Origin of the sequence: Sphingobium algorifonticola (genome assembly GCF_004005485.1) — a bacterium.
Lineage (GTDB): Bacteria > Pseudomonadota > Alphaproteobacteria > Sphingomonadales > Sphingomonadaceae > Sphingobium > Sphingobium algorifonticola.
The window spans coordinates 762929-787605 of sequence record NZ_RZUL01000002.1 but is presented as its reverse complement, the minus strand read 5'-3'; the positions used below and the strand labels follow the sequence as shown (position 1 = coordinate 787605).

The window sequence follows — 24677 nt, the reverse complement described above, 5'->3', positions numbered from 1 at the left end:
GGAGAGATGAGATGAATATGACACGTCGTCAGGCAATCACTGGTGCCGCCATGCTAGGTACAGCCGCGGCGATCCTGCCGCCCGCGCAGGCGCAGTCCGGCGGCGCCATCAAAGCGGCCGGCCTGCAACTCTACACCGTCCGCGACGCTTTTCAGAAAGACCCGGTGGCAACGCTCGAACGGGTCGCAAAAATCGGATATGGCGAAGTGGAATATGGCGGTGCAGGCTATGACCGCCTCGATCCCGTGATGCTTCGCAAGACTCAGGACCGGCTCGGCATCATCGCATCGTCGATGCATGTCCCCTATCAGCAGATCATCGATCAGCCAACTGAGGTGATCGCACGGGGGCGTGCGCTGGGCGTATCGCTGATCGTCATCCCCTATGCCGATGTGCCGATGCGCACGCGGGATGGCTGGCGCATGTTGGTTGCCGGACTGAATCGCTTCGGCGCTCAGGCAAAGCGTGCGGGTATTCAATTGGCCTATCACAATCACGCTTTCGAGTTTACGGAAAAGCACGACGGACGCAGCCTGTTCGACCTTCTCGTGGCCGAGCGGGAGCCGGAACTGGTCAAGATCGAACTGGATCTGTTCTGGACCATCGCTGCCGGAGAAAATCCGGACGCGATCATCGATCGGCTGGCGGGCGATATCGTCGCCTATCATGTCAAGGACAGGACACGGGATGGCGTGATGGTCAGTGTAGGGGCGGGGGTCGTCGACTTTGCGGCGATCTTTGCGCGTAACGCGGCAGCGGGCGTCAGGCATCTGTTCGTAGAGAACGACTTTGCCGCGCTGCCCTATCAGCCCGATGCCTTCGCGAGCGTGGAGTTCAGTTTCAACACCATGAAACGTCTTGGTTTTGCTGGAGGGTGACATAGCGGAGGGGGACGGTCGACGCGCCGCTTCCCCGGTCCAGATCGCAGAACAGACCCTCAGGCACAATCCGTCCCTATCGTGCTCCCGCGCGCTATCAGCATTGTTTCAGGAATAAATTGATGCCGCACAGGTCCGCCGCACATGGTCTGGATACTAACTCGGATCGGCGTGAACTGATTCGCGAATTGTCCGATATCCTGTCTGGCGCGGGGCTGGTGACAAAGCCTCAAGCGATGCGGCCTTATGTGAAGGGATATCGCTTTGGCGAAGGGCCTGCCTTGGCCGTCGCCATTCCATCGCGCCTTGTGGAGTTGTGGCGCGTCGTCAACGCCTGTGTGCGGCATGATGTCGCCATGATCGTCCAAGCCGCCAATACCGGGTTGACTGGCGGATCGACACCGCATGGCGAAGATTATGGTCGCCCGGTCGTCGTAATCAGCACCTTGAAACTGGATATGATCCATCTGCTGGGCGGCGGCGCGCAGGTCGTATGCCACGCGGGTGCAACACTCTATCGGCTTGAAGCCAAACTCGCACCGCTTGGCCGCGATCCGCATTCGGTCATTGGATCATCCTGTATCGGCGCATCCATCGTGGGCGGCGTGTGCAACAATTCAGGCGGGTCGTTGATCCAGCGTGGCCCTGCCTTCACGCAATATGCGCTTTACGCACGCATAGATGCAGACGGGACCGTTCGGCTGGTCAATCATCTGGGCATCGATCTGGGCGATACGCCGGAAGAGATACTCGAAAGGCTCGAACGCGGCGCCTTTTCGGACGATTGCCTGCCGGAGCCGGGCCGCGCCGCTTCCGACCCCCATTACGCCCGCTGGGTGCGCGACGTCGATGCGCCTTCGCCTGCGCGCTACAATGCCGACCCCCGCCGACTGCATGAAGCCTCAGGCTGCGCAGGCAAGGTCGTCGTGTTTGCAGTCCGGCTCGACACCTTTCCCAAAGCGCAGGACAGCCGCGTCTTCTATGTCGGGACCAATGCGCCAGCGGAGCTGACCGAACTGCGCCGGGTCATGCTGACCGAACTGACAGACTTGCCGGTCTCGGCGGAGTATATGCACCGGGGCGCGTTCGATATCGCCGATCGCTATGGCAAGGACAGTTTTTTGGCCATCCGCATGCTCGGTACCAAGCGTTTGCCTGCGTTGTTCCGGGCCAAAGACCGGCTGGCACGCTTCGGCGAGCGATTGGGCCTGTCACCCGGTTTCGAGGAAAGGCTGCTTCAGGGAATCGGGCGGTGGCTCCCTGACCACCTGCCAAAAAGGCTGCGCCAATGGCGCGACGCCTATGCCCATCATTTGATGATTCGCTGTGCCGGCACGACCGTCGATGAGGCACGGCGGTTGCTCGAAAGCATCTTTCCGACGGCAACGGGTGACTGGTTCGCATGCGATGCGGCCGAAGCCGAGGCGGCGTTTCTCCATCGCTTCGTGGCAGCGGGCGCCGCCATTCGATATCGCGCCGTACACAGCGATACGGTGGCGGACATCGTTGCCCTCGACATCGCGCTGCGCCGTGACGATCGCAACTGGTTCGAAACCCTGCCGCCGGAAATCGAAAAGACGATCATTGACCGCCTTTATTACGGGCATTTCTTCTGCCACGTCTTTCATCAGGATTATCTGATCGGCAAGGAATATGATCCCGTCGCTGTCGAACATGCCATGTGGAAACAGCTTGACGCGCGCGGTGCGGAATATCCCGCCGAACATAATGTCGGACATCTCTATCCCGCCAAACCGGCGCTGGCGGATTTCTACCGCAGTCTCGATCCTGGCAATCGGCTCAATCCAGGTATCGGTCAGGCATCGAAGCGGCCATTTTACGCGTCTGCCGAAGCGGGGGAGCCGTAACGCCATATGTGCGGGCAAGGAAAGCGCCGAGACGCGCCCCTTGCATTTCCGCACCGTGCCGCTTTGCCCCCGTCACCACATATCGATCAATGCCGTGTCGCTTATCAGTACTGGCGCATCATAGACGGGCAGCCCCTTTATCGTCAGCGCACCTGAGTCCGCACCGACCATGTCTTTTGTCCGATATACCATATTGGTCAGCAGATCGGCATAGACCGGTTCCCCGGTAAAAGTGATGCCGGTGCAGCGCACATCGACATCCTCGTGCAACGGCTTTTCTCCGGGCCGATCGGTGCTGCGCCATGCGGCGATCGCCACCTGACCGTCATCGCGGCGGAAGGGTGCCACGGTAATCGCCGGGTTCGATGCGGCGCACACTGCATCCGTCGCAGGCTTCAGGCGCGCATCGAAGATAGAGGTCACCGCCTGCATCGCACGATAGCCTTGTTTGGGGCGCACCACTGTCTTGTCGTCATTCTTGCCTGTACCGTCATAACGCCGTGTCTCAAGCAAGCCTTTCGTATTGAATGCCATTGCGGAGGCCTTCCGCGCCGCTGAACTGTTGAACCCTGCCTGCTGCTCGGCCTGCGTGGAGTAATGCAGGTCGGTGATCGTGAACACCGATGTCCACATGCCGCGCGAAACGTCGTTCAGCATTCGACGCAATACCCATTTGGCCTGCGCCTCCTCCGTCCACCACATGTTCGACAGCGCAAAAAACGGCGCGTTTATGGATGGCGCACCGCTCTCTCCCTGGCGCAAGGTCAACCCGGGGTCGATCGCACGCACATCTGGGATCAACGCGTCCATGGCGGCGTTGGCGCCTTCGGGCCGGGCATTGTAGATGTGTATTCCGACGACATTGGCGAGGCCGCGCCCCCCCAGTTCGACAAATTTGCGCGTCGCCTGGCGAACGAAATCTCCCTCCTTGCGTGACCCGCTACCCGCAAAGCCTGCGATGCTGATCGTGGCGTCGGGCTGAACGGCGCGCACCACTTTGGCGGTTTCGGCGGCAAATGCCGCGAATTCGTCGGCCGTGAATTTGTAGGCGATCAGGTCGGGTTCGTTCCAAAGCTCCCAATAGTCGACCTTGCCCCGGTAGCGCGTCACGATCGCGCGGACATAGTTGAGCCAGGCGGCACGCCCCACGCCTTTTGGCAAATCGGTATCGCGCTGGGCGGACCCGCCGCCTTCATAGGCGGGATTGCCATAACCAAGGCTGATCCATGGCCGGACGCCTTTGGCATTCATGTCATCAACAATCGGATCGAGCCATTTGAAATCATAGCGACCGCTTCCCTTGTCCGTCCGTGCCCAGCCGGATTGCAGCCTGGCATGCTTGGCACCCAGCGGCGCCAGATAGGCCTTGAACGCATCATATCGACTGAAATCCCGGTCGATCGTCTCCGTACCAATCGAGAATGTGCTGTCGGCGATATCCTTGGCGTCCTTGGGGGCCAACTCTCCTATCAGAGTCAACTTTTGCTCGGCTGTCTGCGCATCGGCCGCATGGGATATCGTCATCGCCAGTGCCAACAGCATGCCCGCTTTGATATTCATGACAATCTCCCAAGTTGATAATATTTGTAATACAGCCTATCATTTACTGCTTGGTAATCAACCTGTTTTCTGTCGGAGATTCGTCATCCCCCACCCCCTCCCAATCAGCCATGTTCGCTCGATCGTGGGCGAGTCTGCCGCGTGGTCAATCCGCGACAATTGCCTGTTTACGGTTGACATTTGGGGCCGACTGCTTTGGCGTCATACGGACGGCGGCGGGGCAGAGCGTTTCGAAATGCCGGAGATGGCCGCAGCGGTCGTCATCGCCGACAGCGGGATCGTGGTTGCGCTTGAATCGCACATGCTGCTGGGTGACCCTCGGTTAGCGAATTGGCGGAAGATCGCGCCGCCTGGCGATCATCCCGAAACGCATCGTTTTAACGACGCGACCGTGGCGCCAGACGGATCGTTGATTATCGGGACAATGCGGAAAAGCGCACTGGGAGCAGAACCCACGGGCGTCCTTTATCGATGGGCAGCCGGATCATGGACACGGCTTGCCGAGGGGTTCTGGACGGTCAACGGCCTGGCCTTTTCTCCCGATGGCAAAATCTTGTACTTCTCCGATTCCCACACATCAGTGCAGACCGTCTGGACAGCGGCTTATGCCGAAGGACAGATTGGCGCCCCGCATGTGTTTGTGGATTTCACGGATCTGGCAGGACGGCCCGATGGCGGAGCGACCGATGCAGAGGGTTGCTATTGGAGCGCGGCGGTCGGCGGCGGCTGCCTGCACCGCTTCCGGCCTGACGGCACGCGCGAGCGAACGGTCATTCTGCCCGTCGACAACCCCACACGCCCCGCTTTTGGCGGACCCGGGCTGGCAACATTGTTCGTCACGACAATGGCAGAGCGTCAGACAAATCCCGATCCAGGTGGACTGGCTGGCGCGACCTTTGCCCTGACGGCGCCTTGTGCGGGCCATAAGTTGCCGCTGCTAAAAACGGGCTTCTCGTTATCAGCGGCTGATGAAACCTGCTAGGGCAGCTTCGACTGAAATGGCCACGCCGGAACGCCCGCCGCATTCACCAGATCCGGCTGGGCATCGCGGCGCCACTGATATCGGATCGCACCGGGTGCCGTCCGATCATCGACGATCAGGCCATCGCCATCGACTGCCGCTTCCGCTGGCTGCCAGATGCCGTCCACGCCCTGGAGTTCGATTGCTACCGCCGCGCCGCCCGCACGATTGCGCAGGCCACTGGCATGATCGAACGTTATGCGATAGCCGACATCCACTCTGGATATACTGCGCAGCATCGGGCCGGTATAGGCAGGCGCGTCAAGGCCATACACCCTATTTGTCGCCCACCAGGCCAGACGTTCCCCCACGAACCGCTTTCGGCGGGGATGGATATCCCGCCGGTCGGCGATATCCAGCGTAGGGATCAGCCCGGTGTTGGGGCGGCTGGCGGCTACCTCCGCCTGCCCTTGCCATTGCAGCGGCACATCCTGCGGATCGCCCCCAACCGGCCAGGCATAAGGCGCAGTCTGGACGATCCCGACGGGGCGATGCCCGCCCCATCGCTGGTCCAGCGCATTGAGAAAAGCAGCAAGTTTGCTGCGATAGCGCGCACCATCAGGCCGGTTCGTCTCGCCTTGATACCATAGCATGCCGCGCATCGCATAAGGCAATAGGGGATGAAGCATGCCGTTGTAGAGCACCGTCGCCATACGCGCGGTACTGGTCTGCGCTGGCCATTCACCCGGCGAAAAGGCCATCAGTTCCTCACCGCGCATTCCCGGCAGTGCGGCCTCCCATCGCGCCTTGAGCAGGGCCGCCGCGTCGCGGCGCTCTTTGATCTCCCGATCAAGCGCATCCTGCCATGCCGATCTGGCATCGGAGTCGTAATCCCCCGCTTCAATTGTCTCTCTGGGCGTCCATGCTTCGATCGGGGTTCCGCCGTAGCTTGCCTGGACTACGCCAACCGGCCGTCCGGTCCGCATCATCAACTCACGCGCGAAAAAGAACCCGACGGCGCTGACCTTCGGCGCAGATCGTGGCGTCAGCTTCACCCAGACACCCCGCGCTTCTTCTTGCGGTGTCAGCGACTGATGCTTCTCCACAACGAAGAAACGGATCTGCGGCGCGTTGATCTCGATGAAGGCGTCATAACCCTCGTCGGCATATTCGATCGGGAACTCCATATTGGATTGCCCCGCAGCCAGCCATACTTCGCCAACCACGATGTCGTTGGCCACCGCCCGCACGCCGTCGGCACTCGTCACCGTGAGTGTCATGGCAGTCGCTTGTGCAGGCAATGGTGCCAGGGCAATTTTCCAGCGACCATCTTTATCGGCGACACCCCTGCCCCGTCGTTCACCAAGTGTTACCGTCAGCGCCTCGCCCGGCGCGGCTTTCCCCCAGAGCAATATAGGTCGATCCGCCTGCACGACTGCGCCATCGGACCAGATGGGCGGCAATACCGGGCTGGCATGGGCCATCGTCGCCAACGGCCAGATCGCCATCACCGCCAGCACCCGTGGCATGGTCAGCCGCCCGGCGTGTAGCTGCCCGCGCAATAGGCGACATAGCGCGCCTCGGTATCCGGGTTGGGGGGATAAGTTCCAATTACAGATGCACCAGCGCGCACCTCCGCCAACGCAAACTGCTCGAACGCCTCCATCGGGCCGACCTCCGCAGCGATGTCTGACGCGAGATGCGCCGGTATGACGACGACGCCGTCGCTGTCGCCGACTATGATGTCGCCAGGATAAACGGGGGCACCGCCACAACCGATCGGCACGTTGATGTCGAGCGCATGATGCCGGGACAAGTTGGTCGGCGCGCTCGGCTTGGCGGCGAAGCAGGGCAGGTTCAGCGTCGCAATCGTATCGTAATCACGCAGGCCCGCATCAGTCACTACACCGCCACAGCCGCGGACTTCCAGTCGGGTAAACAAGATGGAGCCTCCCGATGCCGCGCTTGCATCCTGCCGACAATCCATCACCAGGATATGCCCCGGCGGGACGGTTTCCACCGCCACACGCTGCGCATGCTTGGGATCGCGGAAAGCCTCGACCACGTCGATATCTTCGCGCGCAGGGATGTGGCGCAAGGTAAAGGCGGGGCCGGCCATCCGCTTGGTGCGGTCCCCCACCAGCGAGACACCCTGAACATACTGGTTCCGCAGGCCGCGCTTCAGCAGAAGCGTCGCAAGCGACGATGTGGCCGCGTTTCGCAGCGTTTCGATGGTCGCCTCCGGCACTGATAGTGGATCGTCCCTCACGCCTTGTTCCCCTTGTCGATCTGAAATTGTGCGGCGCGCGCCCGGCGCGGCTGGACGTATAGGCGCTCCTCTGCGGTGCCCGGCGCATAGGAGCCGAGATAATGCCCGCCACCTGCCTGGACATTGCGCTGCGGCGGGTGGGCCTCGATGAAATCATGGTTCAACTCGACGCCCAAGCCTGGACGATCCGGCACCACTACATGGCCATCCTCCAACAGCAACGGCTGGCTGATCGCCTGTTCCCGGCCTGGCCAGTCCGTCAGAAAACGCTCATGGATCATCCCGTTTGGTATGCTGGCCAGCATGTGGATCGCGGCATATTCGGCCACGGGCCCCAATGTCCCCGCATGCGGGGCCACCTGAATGAAATGCGCCTCTGCCAAAGCCGCTATCTTGCGAAGTTGCGTTATGCCGCCGACACGCCCCATGTCGGGCTGTATGATGTCGACGAGTTGCCGGTCGATCAGATCGCGATAGCCCCACAGCAGCGAAAGACGCTCCCCTGCGGCCAGTGGAAGGTGCGTAGCCGCCCGCACACGCGCCAACCCATCGACATCCTCCGGCGGCACCGGTTCTTCCAGAAACATCAGCGCATAGGGCTCCAACGCCTTCGCCGCCGCTATGGCATCCGCAGCGGTCAGCCAGGGCGGGCCGTGCAAGTCGACGGCGATATCGATTGCGGGGCCGACAGCACCACGCAGCATCGCGACTTTTTCGACGCAATCGACAATGTTGCCAGTCTTCAGGGCGGTGAAGCCCTGTGCAACCGCGATTTGCGCGGTTTCGAGCGAACTGGCGTGCACATATGCGCGCACGCGGTCACGGAATTTTCCACCCAGCATGCGCCATAGCGGAACGCCGAGCGCCTTGGCGTTGAGATCCCACAACGCCATATCGATGGCCCCGATAGCGCCGGAGCCTACCACGCCCGTCCGTCCATGCCCCATCTGTGCAACGAACATCCGGTGCCACAGGCGGTCTATGTTCCGGGCATCCTCACCCACCAGCACCTGACCCAGATCGGCAATAGCTGCACCGACGACCAGCGGCCATCCGCTTCCCTCACCGATGCCGCAAAGACCGTCGTCGGTCTCGACCTGAACAAAGCACCAGCAGCGACTGCCGCTCATGCTCATCCCCTTGGCCGACCAGCTCGTTTCCGTCGGCGCGCCGGCCTGCATCACATAAGGCGTTACCGACCGGATTTTCATCATGCCCTCACAAAGTGTATGACAACTTTTAACATCTTTGCGGGGACAATCAAGCGGTGATTTATGGCATCCTGCTTGGGAGATGCACAGCTGTCGCGGATGATGGGGAACTTATGGGTCTGGCAGGCGTCGCCCGCAGACAATCCTGCAGCCGAGGCAGATCATGATAACCGAAGACGACTGTGCCTGGATGCGGGAGGCCATTGCCCTCGCGAGACAGAAAGGGACAGATCCCGCCGATACGCCAATAGCGGCGATCATCGTACTGGACGGGCGACGGCTTGCCGCCAGCGTCAACCAGACCGAGGAACTGAAAGACGCGACGGCACATGCGGAAGTCATGGCGATCCGGTCCGCGGGGCCGGAATATGGCGATATGGATCTTCGCGGTGCCACGCTATATTCGACGCTGCAGCCGTGCGGCATGTGCACCATGGCGTCGATCTGGGCCAAGATCGGGCGCATCGTGTTCGGTGCGGGTCGCCATGACGTCCACAGCATGTATTTCGAAGACCGGCACCTCGACAGCATGGATTTCATCCGCGACGCATGGCGTGAAGATCTGGTGATCGAGGGCGACTGCTTGGCGGAGGACTGTGCCCGGCTTTACTATCGCCCTGGCGATGATGTCCCTTCCGAAGAGCAAGGCAACATCTAGGACAGTTTCTCGGATCGACCTGACAGCCCTGTTAGCGCCAGTTCGGCCGACGAGGGACTACGCAGCACCTCGATTGCCGTATCGTGGCGGACTATCAAGCCCATATCCTCGAAAGCTGCCAGCCACCCATCCATCGGCCAGAACTGCCAGCGGTTTCGGAACAACCCAGCATTGCGCACGATATCATCGAAGTGCTGGAGCGGCGGGTCGAAGCTGTCATGATACTGATGAAATGCGCCCGCCTCACCCATGAATAAAAGGGGCAGGTCGTGTGCGCGTGCGCGGAACCCGAAATCCGTATCCTCCGCGCCATAGCCCGTGAACTGTTCGTCAAAGCCGCCGAGATCGAAGAAACGGCGACGCCGGATGCCGAACACGAGCGACCAGAATAGCCCGGCATTGTCTTCCCTTCGAACGCCATGCCTCGGAAATGCCCGAACGGGATGCCGCGCGCCTCGCTCAAGCAGATCGCTTTCCTGCCATGGGCCATCGGCATCGTTCGGGCCCAGATACAAAACCTCAGCGCAGATCAGAGCGTCGTGACACGCAAGATTGTCCGCCATCACCCCGGTCAGAGCGGCCATCGCGATGCAATCGACGTCGAGAAACAACAGCATTTCGCCATGTGCAGCGCGCGCGGCAGCGTTCCGCGCCGCGGCGAGCGGCAATCCGGGTAGGTCGATACGCACTATCCGGGTCGGAAACGGAGCAGGCGCGATATCGACGGGCGAGGTACTGGCCATATCGACGATAACCAGTTCCGAAGGCGGCCTGTGTGACCGGCGCAGCCCTTCGACAAGCTGCGCCAGATGGGATGACCGGTTCTTGACGATTGTAAGGACGCTCAGCGTCATGACGGCCAGCGCCAGAGATCGAGACGATAGTGCGGGCATCGCTCCGCCGTCCGCACTGCAATCGCCGGACCGAGCGCCGCATGCAGTTTCGATACCGCCCCATCGCCCGATTGTGGATAATCCGTTTCGTCTGTCCAGTGGACCAGCAATATATCGCCGCCCGGCGCCAGATGCTTGGCAATCCAGTCCGCCGCCCGCCAGATGTCGGCATCATCCCAATAATAGACGACTTCGGATAAAATCAGGAGATTGATGTTATCGATCGATGGCACCTGTTCAGGGAAAGCCATCTGACCGAAGCTGACACCATCATGCTCGGCGCAGCGCATTCGCGCGGCCTGCAATGCGGTTTCGCTCACATCGACCGCCAGCAGCGCACAACAATGCAAGGCGAGCCGCTGGGTCAATGCACCTCGCGCGCATCCTACCTCGAAGCCTTGCGCATAGGTTCGGCCTGCGAGCGTTGCTGTGCTATGGTCATATTTCGCCTTTTCATAGGGACTGCTGTCCAGATCCCATGGGTCGGCCGTCCCCAAGAACATGCGTTCGAAATAACCGGGCGGCATGGTTCCGCTATGCCGTGTCATGCGCGCCGCCGCAGGTGAAGGGTGTCACGCGCAGCCATATGCTGACGCTCGACCGGTAACCGAAAGCCTGGCCCGTAAGCGGCCGTAAGCTGGCTGCGGTGTGCGTGCAACGCATGCCGCCGCTTCCCCGGAGGCATAGGTGCAGTCACTAACGCGCGATGCGTAGCGCGATCAACAGAGCTGGCCCACACCCTATATTCCGCGACGACAAGCCGATGCCTGACATTCTTCTGCACGGCGTAGGCCAGCCGGGCAGCAGCGACATGGTCGCAATGCGGTTCATGCAGTGCCGTCACTGCCACCGCATCCACTGCCCGTTGGCGACACAGCGAGACCAATCGGCGACAGGCGCGATCGAATCCGGCCTCCCCTTCGTTGAGTGGCGCGGCATCCTTCCAGTCAAGATGGACAGGCGGCTGCTGTCGGCTTCCCGTCAATCGGCGCACAGCCGTCGCGGCCTCTCGCCTGCGCACGGCTTTGATCGCGCCTGATCGCCCATCCGACACAAGGTGGGAGCCGGACCCGTCAGTAAGGTAGACGACTCCTGCCAGATGTCCGGTCCGTGCGGCTTGCGCGATCAGCGCCCCCGCACCCAAGGTTTCGTCATCGGGATGCGGCGCAAGGATCAGCCAGCGCAAGTCGCGCCACGGCCGTGCCGATAGTGGCATCACCATAATGCATCCTCCACGCCCCAGACATCATGATTGAGCCAGGCAATCGCCGCCTGATCGCGCGCATAATCCGGCCCGCCCTGCCGGAGATAGAGGCTGAGATCGCGAATGATCTTGTCAATCCTCTGGCCATCCATCGCGCTGCGCGTACCTACGATCCGAGCAGCCAGTTCCATGACGTTCAGCCCCGCCCGTTCCACGACCCCGCGCGTCATTCGCGCAAAGGCCGGGCCGTCAGGATCGTCCTTCGCTGCGCGGATCGCACATTCGCGCACCCACAGATAGGCGGTCCGCGTTGCGACGACGGCATCGGCAAACTTTCCGCGTTGCAGGGGATCACCGCGCGCCGCCTCGGACATGGCAAGCCGTGTTTCGGCCAACAACGCCTCGATCCCGCCAAGCTGAACCGCAGTAAACCGCCACGCCCCCGTCGTGAACCATGGCTCCCGGTCATAATCGCCGGGCAAACCGAGCAGTCGATCAGGGGCGACGTTCATGCCGGTCAGGTCATAAAGACCACTGCCGGTGGCGCGCATACCCCTTACCCGCCATTGCGACAGGTCGGCCCGTTTCGCATCATTGGCCGGTACAATGACCAGTTGCCGTTCGCGCTCTGCCGGTTGGGCCGTTATGATGGCATAGGCGAGGCCGCCTGCCCCTGTCGCAAAGCATTTGCTGCCCTGCAGAATGACGGTACCGTTGTCGCTGTTGTGCAATTTCACGCCGGGCTGCGGCTCGGTCGCCCACACACCATAGAATGCCCCTTGCGCAAGTGCCTGCCGCAGATCGGCCCGTTGCGCCACAGACCCGTACCAGTCGAACAACGCCAGCGCATTGACATGCCCTTCATAGAGCCGTCCGACGCTCAAATCGGCACGACCGACAAGGCGAAGCACCGTCATCAGGCATTGGTTGCGCGCCAACGGATCGCCGAAGGCCATGCCGCCGCTCTCAACTGGCGCAAAAGCCCTGTGCAACCCAGCCCCGGACAGCAGCTTCATGCTCTCAACCGGGAATACCGGGGCAGCGTCATAGCGGGCACCAAGCGTCGCGAGTTGCTCCGTGATGGCTTTGGCACGAACCACCGGATCATCCATCGGCGTCGTGGTTTTGCGAACGGCTGTCATGCGACTTTCTCCAAAGTGCCGGTGGCATTGGCCGCACGGCGCGTGAGCCATTGACCCGCCCGCTGCGCGCCATTGTGATCGTTTAGCGCCATGCGCACCGAAGAGGGGATCGCCTGCGCCTTGCGGATCAGCGTCGGCCACTGATCCACCGATGGCCAATTGCGCAGCACGACTGCCGCACCCAACGCATCCAGACGCTGCGCCGTCGCCCTCTGTTCATCGTAAGGGCGATCCTCCGGCAGACAGATAAATGGCTTGTCGGCCGCGATTACGGCACCCACCAGACCATCGCCAGCCGCGCCGATGATGATCGCTGCCTGCGCGATTTCCCGCATCGGGTCCTCGACCCAGCCAGCTAAGTCAAGATTGCTCGGCCTGTTCGACGGCGGCGTCACAGGCCCGATCACACGCCACTGCAAATCCGGACAGGCGCGCGCGGCCAGCGCGATCCGGTCGCCATCGCCTGGCGGCCCACCCCGGCCCATCACCACGAGCACCCGGCTGGTATTCGGCACATCTAGGGAAAGCACGGAAGCTATACCGGGGAAATAGCATGTCTTCTCTCGAACCCACATCGGCGTAGACGGCAATTCAAGGGCCTGATGAAAAGGTGCCAGCAGAGCGTCTGCACCACGGAAGGCATCGCAATGTGCAGCGTCGCCACGATCGCCGTTGAGCCGGACATAGATGGTCGGCACCGACGCCAGGCGCGCGAGCATCGCAATCTCGACGGAAACATCGACGACCAGCAAAGCAGGCCGATGGTCGGCAATCCATTGCGCCATCCGCGCTATCCGGCGGCGCACGCCTTCATGATCGATTGGCGCATAATGCAGGCAATCCGGCCGTGTCGCTGCATTATCGATGCCGTCAAAGCCATTGTCGCACGGCCGATCGTCGCACAGATCGATACCGGCATCGCCGATTCCTGTACCCAGTAAAGTTACCGGCCAATCCATCGCGGCGACGATCGCATTGGCACGGGTACGATGACCCGCGCCATGGTGATGGACATAATAGCCGATCGGACGGCGAGTCACGCGCCTATCTCCAGCGGCATGTCGCAGGGCATAGGCGGCAACACCCGTTCCTGTTGTGCGACAAGCCTATCGCCATCCGGCCCCGCGCGTAACGCCCGACGCCACAGCGCCCGTTTGCGCCACTGTTCGAACGAAGGCGCCATAGGCGCGCCACCATCCTGGGCAAGCGCAAACATATCCTGCATCGCAACTGCCATTCCGCCGTCCGCGCGGCCACGAAGGCGCGGCGATACAAAGGTGCGGACGGTGTCCGGATGGACGAGCCGCGCGCCTATTACCAACGCAGCATCGACCAACGCGCGATCCTCACCCGTCGCCAATAAAGGCACGCCACCGCAGGCGCGATAAACCTCAGCGCGGACGGCGAGCGACGCGCCAGTGTGATCGCCGTGACGCGGTGCGGGGTCCCATGACCGGGGGTCTATCGAATCCTCGATACTTCGAACTACTGTCCAATAGCGGTCCCATGCCGCACGTAACTGATGAACGAACGCGGGCAGCGGTTCCGCCGGGTCGATCTCGATCCTGCCGCCGACGATATCGGCGCCTTTTGCAAAAGCCGCAGCGATCGCGGCCAGCCAGTCGCACGGTGGCCGCGCATCAGCATCGGTGCTGACCAGTATCGCATCTTCTGCGTCCCCCAGAATCGCCAGACCGGCATCCATCGCCAAGCGTCGGGCGGAACCGGCATGGGCCAGCGCAGGCGCAAAATTTGCTTTCACGACATGCAGATCAAGGCGTCGGGAATGGCGCCGGCGCGCCGCCTCAATCACTGCGAGACTGTCGTCCGTTGTGTTGTTGATGCCGAGCGATATCGAGATGCGCTCGGGCCAGTGCTGCGCAGCCAACGCATCAAGCAGGGTCGGCAACCTGTCTGCCTCGTTCCGCGCAGGTACGCAGACGCACAGGCGCGGCATTGTCGAACCGACGGCGGCAGACCCGAAATCATATCGCATTTCACCCATGAGCGCGTGATCTTTCGGCCTGCACAAATGGGATTGGGGGGTTTGGCGATGCAAAGCGGGACGGAACGTCATGCCCCGAGCTATCGTTATGCGCCGCTGATCGGATCATGCGCCGATACAGGTTCTCGTAGCTGTCGACCATTCGCCTGGCGTCGCAAATTTCCTCGGCCCGTGTACGACACGCATGCCGATCCAGTGACAACGCAGCACGACCTGCCTCCGCAAGAGAGCGCACATCGTCAGGCTTTGCGAGGACACCGCAGCTATCATTGACTATTTCGGGAATGGCCCCGCGGGCAAAGGCGGCGACCGGAACGCCACAGGCCAGCGCCTCGGCAACAACCAGTCCATAAGGTTCATCCCATAGCGGCGTACACAGAAAAGCGCGCGCTCCACCGACCAGTCGTGCAAGTTCATTGTGCGCCAGGTGCCCAACATGGATTGCATCCTTGCCCAGCATCGGCGCCACCACATCCCGAAAATAGGCTTCGTCCAAAATAGGCCCGGCAATACGAAGCGGCAGGCCGATCTGCCGCGCCGCCGCGATCGCCAGATGCAGACCCTTTTCGGCGACGATACGGCCATACCAGACGAGATAGTCGTCGGGATCAGGATCGGCATGGAAAGCAAATTTCTCCAGATCGATGCCGTTCAAGATCACGGCATCCACCGGTTGGACATGCGCCCATAAGTTAGCGACCGATTGGGATACGCCCACCAAAGCGTTGTTGTTGGCGCTGCAAAGCCGAATGCCGCTTTCCAGCCAGCAGAAGGGCGGGGTGTGCAATGTCGTGACCATGGGCATCGGCAGGCTATCGGCCATCGTAACGGGCAAATAATGAAGCGAGTTGTTGTGAATGATGTCGAAGGGGCGATGGCGCAGCCCGTTCATCAGGCTGAGATAGGCATGATGCTCCTGAAAGAAGGCGATGTCGGTGGCTTCTGCGGTGCCGACCGACGCAATGGCCGTTTCAGAACAAATCGCTTCCAGCCCCAGCGACGTTTCCGATCGCGACGATGCGAATATCGTCACCGCATGCCCCCGCTGCCGCAGCGCGCGCGCCAGCAGATGCGTGTGCATCTCCAGTCCGCCGGCAAAAGGCTCCGCAATCGGATGTTTGAGATGGGCAATGATGCCAATCCGCATTGTGTCGCCGCGTTGATGCGATTCTCTTGCCCAGCCGGTCGCCGGGGCCATAGCCTGTGCGGGAAAAGGATGAACGAGCGAAGATAACGCCGAGCAATCAGCACCATTGGCCTGTATTGACGTTATTCCGATAGTTCTCACCATGGCTGTTCCTCATGTGGCGACGCGCGCAAAGACCGCAGTTTCGCACGCGAAACTGGCAGACGGTATAAGGCTGACGGGCAGGCAGGATCGCGCTGTCCCGCTAAAAAGTCAGAAATTGTAATGAGAGAACCATCCACGCACGCACAAGTTGCTATGCCTTGTTCGATACTGATCTGCATTATGACGAATTGTTTCCGGCACCGGATACCGGCTGGCATTCAATGGTTCATGTATTTGAAGCCAGATATGCCCGTCACACTCTTCGAAGGAATGGCGCGTGTTTACCGACAAGTTTCTAAGGCAACGAAGCGGCACGTCTCTCACGCGCGAGGAACGCGCCGTGCTGGAGAATGCCATTTCCGAAGTCCGTACCCTCGATGCGCGGACGACCATCGCGCGGGCCGGAGAACCGCTTTCCAACAGCACCTTGCTGCTCGAAGGGTTCATGTGTCGCTACGTCGATGACCGTCAGGGACTGCGGCAACTGGTAGCAGTACAGGTGCCGGGCGATTTCGTCGATCTGCACGCCTATCCGCTGAAAGTTCTCGATCATGATGTCGCAACGCTGACCGCAGTCACTGTCGCTATTCTGCCGCACGATTCACTGAATCATATCAATTCCACGATGCCGGAACTGACCCGAAAGCTGTGGTTTTCGACATTGTTGGATGCGGCGATGCATCGCGCGTGGGTATTCCGCCTCGGCCGCCTGGATGCCGTCGGTCGCGTCGCCCATTTTTTGAGTGAAACGCATCTACGCCTGAAAGCGGTGGATTTGAGCGACGGTGCGCGCTTCGCACTTGGCATCACGCAATCCGATCTGTCGGAGATTTGCGGCATTACCAATGTCCACACCAACCGCGTGCTGCGCCAGTTGCGTGAAGAGGGGCTGTGCGTGTTCCGATCGTCGCTGGTCGACATCCTGAATGTCGAGGGCCTGGCACGGCGCGGGCAGTTCGATCCAGATTACCTCTATATCCGTTTCGATTCTGACGATCCGGACCGCGAAAGGCTGATGTGATGACACAACGCTATGCTCTGGGTTCCACCCACAACCAGCCGGGCAAGGCCAATGCCGAGGCGGGCGTTGTCCTACTCGACGGGCCGCACGGCATTGCCATCACGATGACACCCTATGCCGCCTTGGAGACTGGCAAAAGCCTCATGGAAGCTGCGGCAATCGCGCAAACGCAGATAAGCGAACCGCCCTACGATCGCGCATAACCGTCTCCCACACTCTACGTCGGGCCTCGTGCGCGAACCGATAGCGACCTGTCACGCGATCTGTGTACGGAGTTTCAGAAACTCCTCGCAATGCCAGACATCGGTTATAAGGCCATCCGCGCCTATACGGCACACGTCCATCCCGGCGATCGTAAAGCGTCGTCCTCGCGGCGTTATGCCCATCAACGGCGCCCCATTATGTGTTCCGGTCATCGTCCAGCGGTCAGCCACCATATTTCCATCAATGACGTAACAGCCGATGCGCATGCGCAGGTCGGGTACCGCTTCACGCAACCAGCCAAGAACATCCACAATGCCTGCAATACCCGGCCTTTGCCCCGGTGCGGGATTGTGATCGACGACATCGGGCGCATAAAGCTGCCAGGCGAGATCATGCCGACCCTTGGCCCACAATTCCTCAATATGTGTTCGTGCAATCGCCAGATTGCGATGCTCCTGCGCGTTGAAATCCGATAGACCGGGCACGTAGGCATCGGCCCCGGGTTCATAGGCGCTGTCGTCCGTCGCAGCGACTGGCACCGCTTTGAGCGGGGTGCCGAAGCTCTCCTGCACGATGCCCAATTGCTGTTCGAAATGCAGCATTTCTTCGACATGCCACAATGCCGTGATGCGGCCATCGCGTACCTGCACCATATCGATACCAGAAAAGGAGACCGATCGCTCGGTTGCAGGACGCCCGAACAATGTGCCCGTGTGCGTACCGTTCAGCGTCCACACGTCCACGCCCATATCCCCTGCCGCCAGCGTCGCATGCAACCGCAACCGCATATCCGGAAGTCCGGCCCGAAAAGCGCGCACAACATCCTTCAGACCGGCCAGGCCACCGGGCTGGCCGGGCACCGGCATGTGATCGACAACATCGTGCGCATAATTGGCATCGACGAGATCTACCTCGCCCTGCCCCCACAGGCGCTCTATCTGGTCACGCAGCAGGCGATGGATGATCGCGCTGCCGGTCATCGTGCGGAAAAGCCGCCATCGACCGCCAGCGCATGGCCGGTCACGAATGACGATTTGGACGACAAAAGCCATGCGGCCGCTTCCGCAATTTCGGTCGGTTGCGCCCAGCGGCCCAGCGGATGTGCCTGTGCGGCATGCTGCTCAAAGCCGGGGTTCACGACGAAGCCTCGCTCCGTCAGCATCGGTGTTTCGACCGCACCGGGCAAAAGCGCGTTGACGCGGATGTTGAGCGGGGCACAATCCAATGCCGCAGCACGCGTCAGTCCGACAACGGCATGCTTGGAGGCGACATAGGCGGCCATGCCTGCCGCGCCCAACCAGCCCATGACGCTGGCCGTATTTACGACCGCCCCACCGCCATTGGCCTGTATCGCCGGAATCTGGGCTTTCATACACTGCCACAGGCCCGTGGCGTTCACATGCATCACCTGCGCGAAGGCAGCATCCGGATAATCCATGATCGGGACCATCCGTCCGTCCATCCCTTCGATGCCGGCATTATTGAACGCACCATCCATTCGCGGGAAACGGGTAATCGCCTCTGCCATGGCCGCGGCATCGGTTATGTCCGCAACGGCGCTGTCGGCGTCGGGGAGAGCGTCCGCGATCTCGCGCACCTTTTCATCACGATCAAGCAGCATCAGACGCGCACCATAGGCCGCAAACAGATGAGCGGCCGCCCGGCCAATGCCACTGGCGGCGCCCGTGACAAGAATGTGCCGCCCCTCAAGCATGGCTGGCATATCCATGGACCATATTGGAGGGACCACCGCCGCGCGCGCGATATTCCGCGACGATACTCTCCAGATGGTGCGTCTCGACACCCTGCCCTGTGTAGCTCGACGGATCGATACCATAGAGCCGGGCGGCGTTTTCACCCAATATCGCACGTCGTAGCGGACTGTCAGCCTCGCCCAGATCGGGATAGCCGAACCGCGCGATCAGGTCCGGCGGCATCTGGAGGCGGCGAAATGCCTCGATCTGCCACTGCGGGCTGCCATACCAGACCGAATCGGTACCCCAAAGAACCTTGTCCGGTCCCAGGCCCTTCACCAGCATGCCGATCATCGCGGCCGCGAGGCGCGGATGAGTCAATACAGTGAACGCGAAACTAGCGCCGATATCCGCATAGATGTTCGATACACCATGCTTTGTCGGCATTTCGGCGAGATCGCTCACCCAGTCTATGCGGCCCGTCGCCTCGAACCGCGCGAGTTCAGCCGCCGTCGGTCCAGGTATGGTGCGATAGGCGGCGTGGTAGATGATGAAGTTGAGCTGCGGCCAGTCCCGCGCAGCGCGGGGAAGGTCATCGACCCGTGCATAAGGTTCCGCACCTGGCAGGATATCCTCGGCGTTGTCCGGCAACAGCCCCTTGTGAATGCACAGATTGGTGACGCCCGCCCGCACCAGCCGGTCGTATGCAGGATACATAAGCGCCTCGTCATCCAGCCGCCAGCGATGTTGCGACGGGGAAAAGGGCTCGCCGACGCTATAGCCTTTCCAGCCACTTGGCCGGATCGTCGCATGTACCCGATCGATTTCGTCCAGCCAGCCGTCATGCCCCGGTGCCAGGATCGCATGCGTCAGCAGCCTGGTGCCGCCGGCGACTTCATTAACTGCATCGCGTGCCGCCGCCATCATGTCGTTCGTCAGCATCCAGCCTGCCGGATCGTCCGAAGGCGCACCGGACAGCAAGGCGATCTTCGTGTCGCTGTCGAGATAGATGTCCTTCAAGAACTGCGTGAACTTGATATGCTCAATGGTGAACCGGCCCGCGTGCGGCAGTTTCAGAAGATCGGCGGTAATTTCAATCAACCCGGTCAGCGCCCCGAAGAGCGCCGGATCGGCATCGTCCTTCAGAAAATGGACCTGATCGTCGAATATGAATTGCTGCGCCAGGGCGTCCCGGCGCGCCTGCGCGTCCTGCGCGTCGTCAGCTTCGCCATTCCCTACCGCAAAATGGGGGCCGAAACTTTCGTTGAGGGCCGCGAAGGCACCCGCCATTGCGGCCGGCGAGCGCAACCATTGCGCGAGCGACTGCCCCGATGCGCGCGCGCGGAATGCTGCCGCGTCCATGAACCGGCGCTCATAGCCCTGTAGCCTGACGCTCTGTGGTGGCGGGGTGTATTCGCCATTGGATACAATTCGGGATGGCACCGGCAGAGGAGGTAGACGCTCGCCAGGCAGGAGCGCGCGACGCGCAGCATCAGTAAGCAACATGACCATGATGATATGGTGCAGCGTGACGCGGCGCGGCGCCTCATGAAAACAAGACGCGCGGCGATAAAATATCGGTGCGACCGCTTGGAGGATCGCCAGGCAATTGGCGGCGTCGGCTCTGACGGGTGTAACTGCATTTCATCCCATCATGCGCGAAAGTCATTATCGAAGACGTTTCAGGCTTGAAAGGATTGCCCGTCGCGGAAGTCAATATCAGGTTGCATTCCGCCAGCCATGATAATGAAGGGGTGAGAGATGGGGAAAACGATGGTCAGGGCGGCGAAAACAGGGATCGTGGCGGGCATGCTGGCGGGGGTCTGCTTGCCAGCCCTTGCGCAGGAGAGCCTGGCAGACACTCCGCAACCCGGTGGCATAGAGGACATTGTGGTTACGGCCGAACGCCGCGCGACCAATTTGCAGGATACCCCCATTGCTATAACCGCCCTTTCGGCGGAGGCGCTGGCTTCGCAAGGGGTAGCGGTCATCAACGATCTGGCAGCGACTGTCCCCAACCTGACATCGACGACCGGCGCGCAGGGGTCGGCGGACGCCAACTTCTTCATCCGCGGCGTGGGTCAGTTCGATTTCATCATCACCAACGATCCGGGCGTCGGCGTCTATGTCGATGGCGTCTATCTGGGTCGCACCGTTGGCGCGATGCTCGATTCCGGCGACATTGGCCGAGTTGAGGTGCTGCGCGGGCCGCAAGGTACGCTGTTCGGGCGCAATACTCTGGGCGGCGCGATCAGCATCACGTCAAAGACACCGGAAGCTGGCGCGTTCGGGGCAGATGTTCGCGCGACTTACGGCAGTCGCGATCGCATCGAAGTCGATGGCAGCGTCAATGTGCCTCTTGGCGGCGAAAATGCGTTGCGGGCCTATGGCTTCTACCGAGAGCAAGACGGCTTTGCGCGCAACGCGCTGACCGGTGATCGCTTCGGCGCGACCGATCGGCACGGCGGCAAACTCCAATTGCGTCTTGCGCCGAGCGAGACCGTGACTGTCGATCTTTCCGCAGATTATTCATTGGACAAGTCCAATCCCGCGCCATCGGTGCTGCGCGCGATAACAGCGGCGCCCTTCTTCCCCGCAACGGCCGCCAACGACATACAGAACCGCAACGATTTCTACACCGTCTACGCATCCAACAGTCCGCGCGCGCGCAACGAAGTCTATGGTTTTTCCGGCACGATCACGGCTGAGCTGGGGAGCGCGACGCTGAAGTCGATCACGGCTTACCGGAACCTTGACGGCTTTTCCACGTCGGACCCGGATGGCACCCGCTTCCGGCTCTACGATCAGGCCGTCACGACGCAGCAGGAACAGTTCAGCCAGGAAATACAGGTTTCCGGCGACGCATTGAACGATCGTCTGAACTATCTGGTTGGTGGCTATTTCTTCCGTGAACGCGCCGAACAGTCGCTAGGCCTGTGCTTCGCGCCGATCACCGACACGCCCACAGCGCCGTTCAACAATTGCAACACTTGGACGCAGCAGAATAACCAGCTCACCAAGAGCTATGCCGTTTTCGGCCAGGCGCGTTACAAGCTGGTTGATACCGTTTCGGTGACGGTCGGCGGGCGCTATACGTGGGATGACAAGACCATTGTTTCCAACCAGTTCTTCGATTTCCGGCCCGCCGGTGTCGGCTTTGGTGCGATAGCAGGCTTTGGCCTGCCCGCTACCCTGCTCGGTCAACGGGTTGCCATTCCGATTGTGACCGACCTCCCCGCTGCGCAGAAGTTCGAGAAGTTCACACCCAAGCTGGGCGTCGAGTTTACACCGAACAGCGATCTTCTGATCTTCGCGTCCTATTCCAAAGGTTTCAGGTCGGGGGGCTTCAACGGGCGCCTGATTGCGCCTCAGGCAACTGTGCCTTCCTACGCCCCGGACACAAATGACGCCTATGAGCTGGGGTTCAAGACCGACCTTCTGGATCGTGCACTGCGCGTAAACGGCACGCTCTTTTATTCCAAGTACAAGGATATCCAGCAGACGATTTCCGATCCCGCCGTTCAGTTCCGCGTCGCCAACGCGGGCAACGCCGAGCTGTACGGTTTCGAACTGGAAGTGACGGCGGTGCCTACCGAGGGTCTGCGTTTTGATATCGCGCTGGGCTATACGCACAGCGAGTTTCAGGACGTTCCCGCGCTCGTCGGACCGATCAACGGCAACCAATTGCCGTTCAGCCCGGAATGGACCGTGGGGCTTGGTGCGGAATATCAGGCGGATCTGGGTAGCTTGGGCACGCTCACCCCGCGCGTTGATTTCCGCTATCAGGCGCGGACATATTTTACCGCGTTCAACCTGCCCCTGGAACAGCAGGCCGGCTATGGCATCCTCAATGGCCGTCTGACGTGGAAGGATGCCGACCGCCGCTTCTCCGCCTCCGTCTATGGCCTGAACCTCACCGACAAGGAATATTATACCTTCGGCCAGGATGCCCTGACGTCGCAGGGCGTGGCCTATACCTATCTCGGCCGCCCGCGCGAGTTTGGCATCACCCTCGGCTACAGCTTCTAGGCGGCGGCAGGGGTGGCGTCCCAGCGTATCATGGTAATTGGCGGCACCGGGCAGGTCGGCCGACCGCTGGTGCGGCGTCTGCGCGCGACAGGGGCGGATGTTGTCGTTGCGGCACGTCACCCTGGTGCAGGCGGGGTGGCCCTTGATCTTGCGGACACCGTCAGTCTTGCCAAAGCGGCACGCGGCTTTGATGCGGCGTATCTGACGACACCGCTCGGTCCACAGGAAACGCGTATCGGCCTTGGCGCAGTCGATGCATTGGTCGCAGCGGGGGTAGGCAAGATCGTCTACCTCGCTGCGCATCAGCTCGATGCGATGGCCGCCATCCCGCATTTCGCCACGAAAATCCCCATCCGCGATGCGATATGCGCGACTGCGTCCGGCGTGGTGCTGGCACCCAATTTCTTCTTCCAGAATGATCTCCTCGTGCGCGACGCGATCGTCCGAGGCGGGGTCTATCCGCTGCCTGTCGGGTTTGCCGGTGTGTGGAGCATTGATGTCGAGGACATTGCGGTCGCAGCCGCGCGTGCACTGACGCAATCCCGCTGGGATGGTCAGGTGGTGCCATTATGCGGACCTGATCGTCTCACGGGGAACGATCTTGCCGCCAACTGGGCGCAAGCGCTCGGCAGGCCGGTCGCTTATGGTGGCGACGCAATCGCTCCGTTCATCGACGCGATGAAGGCCAAGGTGCCCGGTTTCGAGGCTTGGTTTGCCCATGATTTCGAGCGGATGATGCAGGTGACGCAGATGCTCGGCTGTCCGGCAAGCGATGCCGACTGCGCAGCCACGCGCTCCATCGTGGGTCGGGCACCCCGCAGCCATACCGCCTTCGCGCGCGAAGCCGTACAAAATGCCGCTCATTCCGCTACAGGAGACTGACTCATGCAAGCCTTATACTCGACCAGCGCCACCGCAACCGGGGGCCGCGAAGGCCATGCCGCAAGTGACGACGGGCGATTGAACGTGACGCTTTCAACCCCTGCGGAAATGGGTGGCCCGGGCGGTCAGGGAACCAACCCCGAACAGCTTTTCGCGGCAGGCTATGCGGCATGCTTTCAAAGCGCCATGCTGTTCATTGCCGGGCAACAAAAGATCGACGCCACCGATTGCACCGTTACCGGCCATGTGGCGATCGGGATGCGCGAGGATGGCCCCGGCTTCGCCCTGACCGTCCGTCATGAGGTCACCTTGCCCCATCTCGATCAGGCAACGGCGGAAAAATTGGTTGCCGACGCGCATGCGGTCTGCCCCTATTCCAATGCAACGCGCGGCAATATCGCAGTCCAATTCGACGTGAAGGGAGGCCTGGCATGACCTATACCGAAGCTCTGGCGCGCGAAGGCGACGCACCGCCGCTGCGCGCCTTCACCTCTGCCGATCATCCCAACGCCATCATGCTCAAGAATGCGCATGAAGCGTTTCAGAAAGGTGATCTGGATGCGCTATTCGGCCTGATGGCACCCGATTGCACATGGCATATGCCCGGCGACAATGTGCTCGCGGGCACCTTTGTCGGCCGCGATCAGATCATGCAGAGTTTCGGTGCGTTGCAGGCCAATGTCGATGCCTACTGGGCCTTTCCGCTCGATTATTTCGGCAGCGACGACCATGTCGTCCTGGTGGCGCTGGTACGCGCACGTCGGCGTGATCGCGCGCTCGAGACGAAGGAATGTCTGCTGTGGCGCGTCGATGACGCGGGCAAGCTATGCGAAGTCTGGCACATGGCGCTGGACCACAAGGCATGGGACGATTTCTTCGCGCCGTTCGAGACCTGAAGGCGCGCGCC

At 61.3% G+C, this 24677-nt stretch carries 24 protein-coding genes; 10 read left to right on the top strand and 14 right to left on the bottom strand.

What is annotated here, in order from left to right; translation table 11 throughout:
- The first annotated feature begins 17 nt into the window (after nt 1-17).
- The gene (locus ENE74_RS08830; protein WP_241241897.1) at nt 18-878 is read left to right on the top strand and encodes a sugar phosphate isomerase/epimerase family protein; all 861 of its coding nucleotides are present in this window, start codon (nt 18-20) and stop codon (nt 876-878) included.
- 122 nt (nt 879-1000) lie between these two features.
- Nucleotides 1001-2746, top strand: coding sequence for a D-lactate dehydrogenase (dld, locus tag ENE74_RS08825; protein ID WP_127690469.1), 1746 nt, complete (start codon nt 1001-1003; stop codon nt 2744-2746).
- Nucleotides 2747-2818: 72 nt separating this feature from the next.
- Here the strand turns inward: dld and ENE74_RS08820 are convergent, their stop codons facing one another.
- A complete protein-coding gene (locus ENE74_RS08820; protein WP_127690468.1) occupies nt 2819-4306 on the bottom strand; it encodes a GH39 family glycosyl hydrolase in 1488 nt (495 codons plus the stop codon).
- On the opposite strand from ENE74_RS08820, the gene ENE74_RS08815 reads away from it, so the two are divergent.
- Nucleotides 4305-5288: an SMP-30/gluconolactonase/LRE family protein gene (locus tag ENE74_RS08815; protein WP_164847419.1), complete on the top strand. Its 984-nt coding sequence runs from the start codon at nt 4305-4307 to the stop codon at nt 5286-5288. The genes ENE74_RS08820 and ENE74_RS08815 overlap by 2 nt on opposite strands.
- Here the strand turns inward: ENE74_RS08815 and ENE74_RS08810 are convergent.
- From ENE74_RS08810 to ENE74_RS08800, 3 genes are read right to left on the bottom strand one after another with little or no spacing between them, the layout of a single operon-like run.
- Entirely contained in the window at nt 5285-6796 is a 1512-nt protein-coding gene (locus ENE74_RS08810) for a sialate O-acetylesterase (RefSeq protein WP_127690466.1), read from the bottom strand. The two genes, ENE74_RS08815 and ENE74_RS08810, sit on opposite strands and share 4 nt — an antisense overlap.
- A gap of 2 nt (nt 6797-6798) precedes the next feature.
- Nucleotides 6799-7536 carry a ribonuclease activity regulator RraA gene (locus ENE74_RS08805; protein ID WP_127690465.1) on the bottom strand — a complete coding sequence of 246 codons (738 nt, stop codon included), beginning with the start codon at nt 7534-7536 and terminating at the stop codon, nt 6799-6801.
- Nucleotides 7533-8750, bottom strand: a complete 1218-nt coding sequence (locus ENE74_RS08800) for a mandelate racemase/muconate lactonizing enzyme family protein (RefSeq protein WP_206517673.1) — start codon at nt 8748-8750, stop codon at nt 7533-7535. Before ENE74_RS08800 ends, ENE74_RS08805 begins: the two co-directional genes overlap by 4 nt.
- Before the next feature lie 160 nt (nt 8751-8910).
- Here ENE74_RS08800 and ENE74_RS08795 point away from each other — a divergent pair, with 160 nt between their 5' ends.
- A complete protein-coding gene (locus tag ENE74_RS08795) occupies nt 8911-9405 on the top strand; it encodes a nucleoside deaminase (RefSeq protein WP_127690463.1) in 495 nt (164 codons plus the stop codon).
- Here ENE74_RS08795 and ENE74_RS08790 read toward each other — a convergent pair.
- The 7 genes from ENE74_RS08790 to ENE74_RS08760 are packed head-to-tail and all read right to left on the bottom strand — an operon-like array spanning nt 9402 to nt 15796.
- On the bottom strand, nt 9402-10298 hold the full coding sequence (locus ENE74_RS08790) for a glycosyltransferase family 2 protein (protein ID WP_338142985.1): 897 nt from the start codon (nt 10296-10298) through the stop codon (nt 9402-9404). The two genes, ENE74_RS08795 and ENE74_RS08790, sit on opposite strands and share 4 nt — an antisense overlap.
- Complete coding sequence (locus ENE74_RS08785; RefSeq protein ID WP_127690462.1) at nt 10256-10846, bottom strand: SAM-dependent methyltransferase; 591 nt, start codon at nt 10844-10846, stop codon at nt 10256-10258. The genes ENE74_RS08790 and ENE74_RS08785 overlap by 43 nt, the downstream gene beginning before the upstream one ends.
- Nucleotides 10843-11520, bottom strand: a complete 678-nt coding sequence (locus ENE74_RS08780) for a PIG-L deacetylase family protein (protein WP_206517672.1) — start codon at nt 11518-11520, stop codon at nt 10843-10845. Before ENE74_RS08780 ends, ENE74_RS08785 begins: the two co-directional genes overlap by 4 nt.
- Nucleotides 11514-12644 carry an acyl-CoA dehydrogenase family protein gene (locus ENE74_RS08775; RefSeq protein ID WP_127690461.1) on the bottom strand — a complete coding sequence of 377 codons (1131 nt, stop codon included), beginning with the start codon at nt 12642-12644 and terminating at the stop codon, nt 11514-11516. Before ENE74_RS08775 ends, ENE74_RS08780 begins: the two co-directional genes overlap by 7 nt.
- Entirely contained in the window at nt 12641-13684 is a 1044-nt protein-coding gene (locus ENE74_RS08770; protein WP_127690460.1) for a glycosyltransferase, read from the bottom strand. The genes ENE74_RS08775 and ENE74_RS08770 overlap by 4 nt, the downstream gene beginning before the upstream one ends.
- A complete protein-coding gene (locus tag ENE74_RS08765) occupies nt 13681-14649 on the bottom strand; it encodes a glycosyltransferase (protein ID WP_241241896.1) in 969 nt (322 codons plus the stop codon). Before ENE74_RS08765 ends, ENE74_RS08770 begins: the two co-directional genes overlap by 4 nt.
- Nucleotides 14642-15796: a glycosyltransferase family 4 protein gene (locus ENE74_RS08760; protein WP_127690459.1), complete on the bottom strand. Its 1155-nt coding sequence runs from the start codon at nt 15794-15796 to the stop codon at nt 14642-14644. The genes ENE74_RS08765 and ENE74_RS08760 overlap by 8 nt, the downstream gene beginning before the upstream one ends.
- Nucleotides 15797-16217: 421 nt before the next feature.
- Here ENE74_RS08760 and ENE74_RS08755 point away from each other — a divergent pair, with 421 nt between their 5' ends.
- Both ENE74_RS08755 and ENE74_RS08750 read left to right on the top strand, forming a co-directional pair.
- The gene (locus ENE74_RS08755; RefSeq protein ID WP_127690458.1) at nt 16218-16961 is read left to right on the top strand and encodes a Crp/Fnr family transcriptional regulator; all 744 of its coding nucleotides are present in this window, start codon (nt 16218-16220) and stop codon (nt 16959-16961) included.
- Nucleotides 16961-17164 carry a hypothetical protein gene (locus ENE74_RS08750; RefSeq protein ID WP_127690457.1) on the top strand — a complete coding sequence of 68 codons (204 nt, stop codon included), beginning with the start codon at nt 16961-16963 and terminating at the stop codon, nt 17162-17164. The genes ENE74_RS08755 and ENE74_RS08750 overlap by 1 nt, the downstream gene beginning before the upstream one ends.
- 51 nt (nt 17165-17215) lie before the next feature.
- Here the strand turns inward: ENE74_RS08750 and ENE74_RS08745 are convergent, their stop codons facing one another.
- Genes ENE74_RS08745 through ENE74_RS08735 form a run of 3 tightly spaced genes read right to left on the bottom strand, consistent with a single transcriptional unit; the run spans nt 17216 to nt 20221 of the window.
- A complete protein-coding gene (locus ENE74_RS08745) occupies nt 17216-18217 on the bottom strand; it encodes an ester cyclase (protein WP_127690456.1) in 1002 nt (333 codons plus the stop codon).
- Nucleotides 18142-18894 carry an SDR family NAD(P)-dependent oxidoreductase gene (locus ENE74_RS08740; RefSeq protein ID WP_206517671.1) on the bottom strand — a complete coding sequence of 251 codons (753 nt, stop codon included), beginning with the start codon at nt 18892-18894 and terminating at the stop codon, nt 18142-18144. The genes ENE74_RS08745 and ENE74_RS08740 overlap by 76 nt, the downstream gene beginning before the upstream one ends.
- Nucleotides 18872-20221 carry an amidohydrolase family protein gene (locus ENE74_RS08735; RefSeq protein ID WP_164847418.1) on the bottom strand — a complete coding sequence of 450 codons (1350 nt, stop codon included), beginning with the start codon at nt 20219-20221 and terminating at the stop codon, nt 18872-18874. Before ENE74_RS08735 ends, ENE74_RS08740 begins: the two co-directional genes overlap by 23 nt.
- A gap of 399 nt (nt 20222-20620) precedes the next feature.
- On the opposite strand from ENE74_RS08735, the gene ENE74_RS08730 reads away from it, so the two are divergent.
- Genes ENE74_RS08730 through ENE74_RS08715 form a run of 4 tightly spaced genes read left to right on the top strand, consistent with a single transcriptional unit; the run spans nt 20621 to nt 24666 of the window.
- Nucleotides 20621-22888 carry a TonB-dependent receptor gene (locus tag ENE74_RS08730; RefSeq protein WP_127690453.1) on the top strand — a complete coding sequence of 756 codons (2268 nt, stop codon included), beginning with the start codon at nt 20621-20623 and terminating at the stop codon, nt 22886-22888.
- Between the two features lie 12 nt (nt 22889-22900).
- Nucleotides 22901-23770 (top strand): SDR family oxidoreductase, encoded by an 870-nt coding sequence (locus ENE74_RS08725; protein WP_127690452.1) that lies wholly within the window; start codon nt 22901-22903, stop codon nt 23768-23770.
- A 3-nt stretch (nt 23771-23773) separates the two neighbouring features.
- Nucleotides 23774-24205, top strand: a complete 432-nt coding sequence (locus ENE74_RS08720) for an organic hydroperoxide resistance protein (protein WP_127690451.1) — start codon at nt 23774-23776, stop codon at nt 24203-24205.
- Nucleotides 24202-24666, top strand: coding sequence for a nuclear transport factor 2 family protein (locus ENE74_RS08715; RefSeq protein WP_127690450.1), 465 nt, complete (start codon nt 24202-24204; stop codon nt 24664-24666). The genes ENE74_RS08720 and ENE74_RS08715 overlap by 4 nt, the downstream gene beginning before the upstream one ends.
- Nucleotides 24667-24677 lie beyond the last annotated feature (11 nt).

What these genes read in the sequence shown, in the direction of transcription:
- ENE74_RS08820 (WP_127690468.1), bottom strand. Translation starts at nt 4,306, where the DNA reads ATGAATATCAAAGCGGGCATGCTGTTGGCACTGGCGATGACGATATCC.
- ENE74_RS08775 (WP_127690461.1), bottom strand. Translation starts at nt 12,644, where the DNA reads ATGACAGCCGTTCGCAAAACCACGACGCCGATGGATGATCCGGTGGTT.
- ENE74_RS08810 (WP_127690466.1), bottom strand. Translation starts at nt 6,796, where the DNA reads ATGCCACGGGTGCTGGCGGTGATGGCGATCTGGCCGTTGGCGACGATG.
- ENE74_RS08730 (WP_127690453.1), top strand. Translation starts at nt 20,621, where the DNA reads ATGGGGAAAACGATGGTCAGGGCGGCGAAAACAGGGATCGTGGCGGGC.
- ENE74_RS08765 (WP_241241896.1), bottom strand. Translation starts at nt 14,649, where the DNA reads ATGGGTGAAATGCGATATGATTTCGGGTCTGCCGCCGTCGGTTCGACA.
- ENE74_RS08790 (WP_338142985.1), bottom strand. Translation starts at nt 10,298, where the DNA reads ATGCCCGCACTATCGTCTCGATCTCTGGCGCTGGCCGTCATGACGCTG.
- ENE74_RS08780 (WP_206517672.1), bottom strand. Translation starts at nt 11,520, where the DNA reads ATGGTGATGCCACTATCGGCACGGCCGTGGCGCGACTTGCGCTGGCTG.
- ENE74_RS08740 (WP_206517671.1), bottom strand. Translation starts at nt 18,894, where the DNA reads ATGGATATGCCAGCCATGCTTGAGGGGCGGCACATTCTTGTCACGGGC.
- ENE74_RS08720 (WP_127690451.1), top strand. Translation starts at nt 23,774, where the DNA reads ATGCAAGCCTTATACTCGACCAGCGCCACCGCAACCGGGGGCCGCGAA.
- ENE74_RS08750 (WP_127690457.1), top strand. Translation starts at nt 16,961, where the DNA reads ATGACACAACGCTATGCTCTGGGTTCCACCCACAACCAGCCGGGCAAG.
- ENE74_RS08815 (WP_164847419.1), top strand. Translation starts at nt 4,305, where the DNA reads ATGACAATCTCCCAAGTTGATAATATTTGTAATACAGCCTATCATTTA.
- ENE74_RS08760 (WP_127690459.1), bottom strand. Translation starts at nt 15,796, where the DNA reads ATGCGGATTGGCATCATTGCCCATCTCAAACATCCGATTGCGGAGCCT.
- ENE74_RS08785 (WP_127690462.1), bottom strand. Translation starts at nt 10,846, where the DNA reads ATGACACGGCATAGCGGAACCATGCCGCCCGGTTATTTCGAACGCATG.
- ENE74_RS08735 (WP_164847418.1), bottom strand. Translation starts at nt 20,221, where the DNA reads ATGGACGCGGCAGCATTCCGCGCGCGCGCATCGGGGCAGTCGCTCGCG.
- ENE74_RS08745 (WP_127690456.1), bottom strand. Translation starts at nt 18,217, where the DNA reads ATGGCTTTTGTCGTCCAAATCGTCATTCGTGACCGGCCATGCGCTGGC.
- ENE74_RS08715 (WP_127690450.1), top strand. Translation starts at nt 24,202, where the DNA reads ATGACCTATACCGAAGCTCTGGCGCGCGAAGGCGACGCACCGCCGCTG.
- dld (WP_127690469.1), top strand. Translation starts at nt 1,001, where the DNA reads ATGCCGCACAGGTCCGCCGCACATGGTCTGGATACTAACTCGGATCGG.
- ENE74_RS08795 (WP_127690463.1), top strand. Translation starts at nt 8,911, where the DNA reads ATGATAACCGAAGACGACTGTGCCTGGATGCGGGAGGCCATTGCCCTC.
- ENE74_RS08830 (WP_241241897.1), top strand. Translation starts at nt 18, where the DNA reads ATGACACGTCGTCAGGCAATCACTGGTGCCGCCATGCTAGGTACAGCC.
- ENE74_RS08800 (WP_206517673.1), bottom strand. Translation starts at nt 8,750, where the DNA reads ATGATGAAAATCCGGTCGGTAACGCCTTATGTGATGCAGGCCGGCGCG.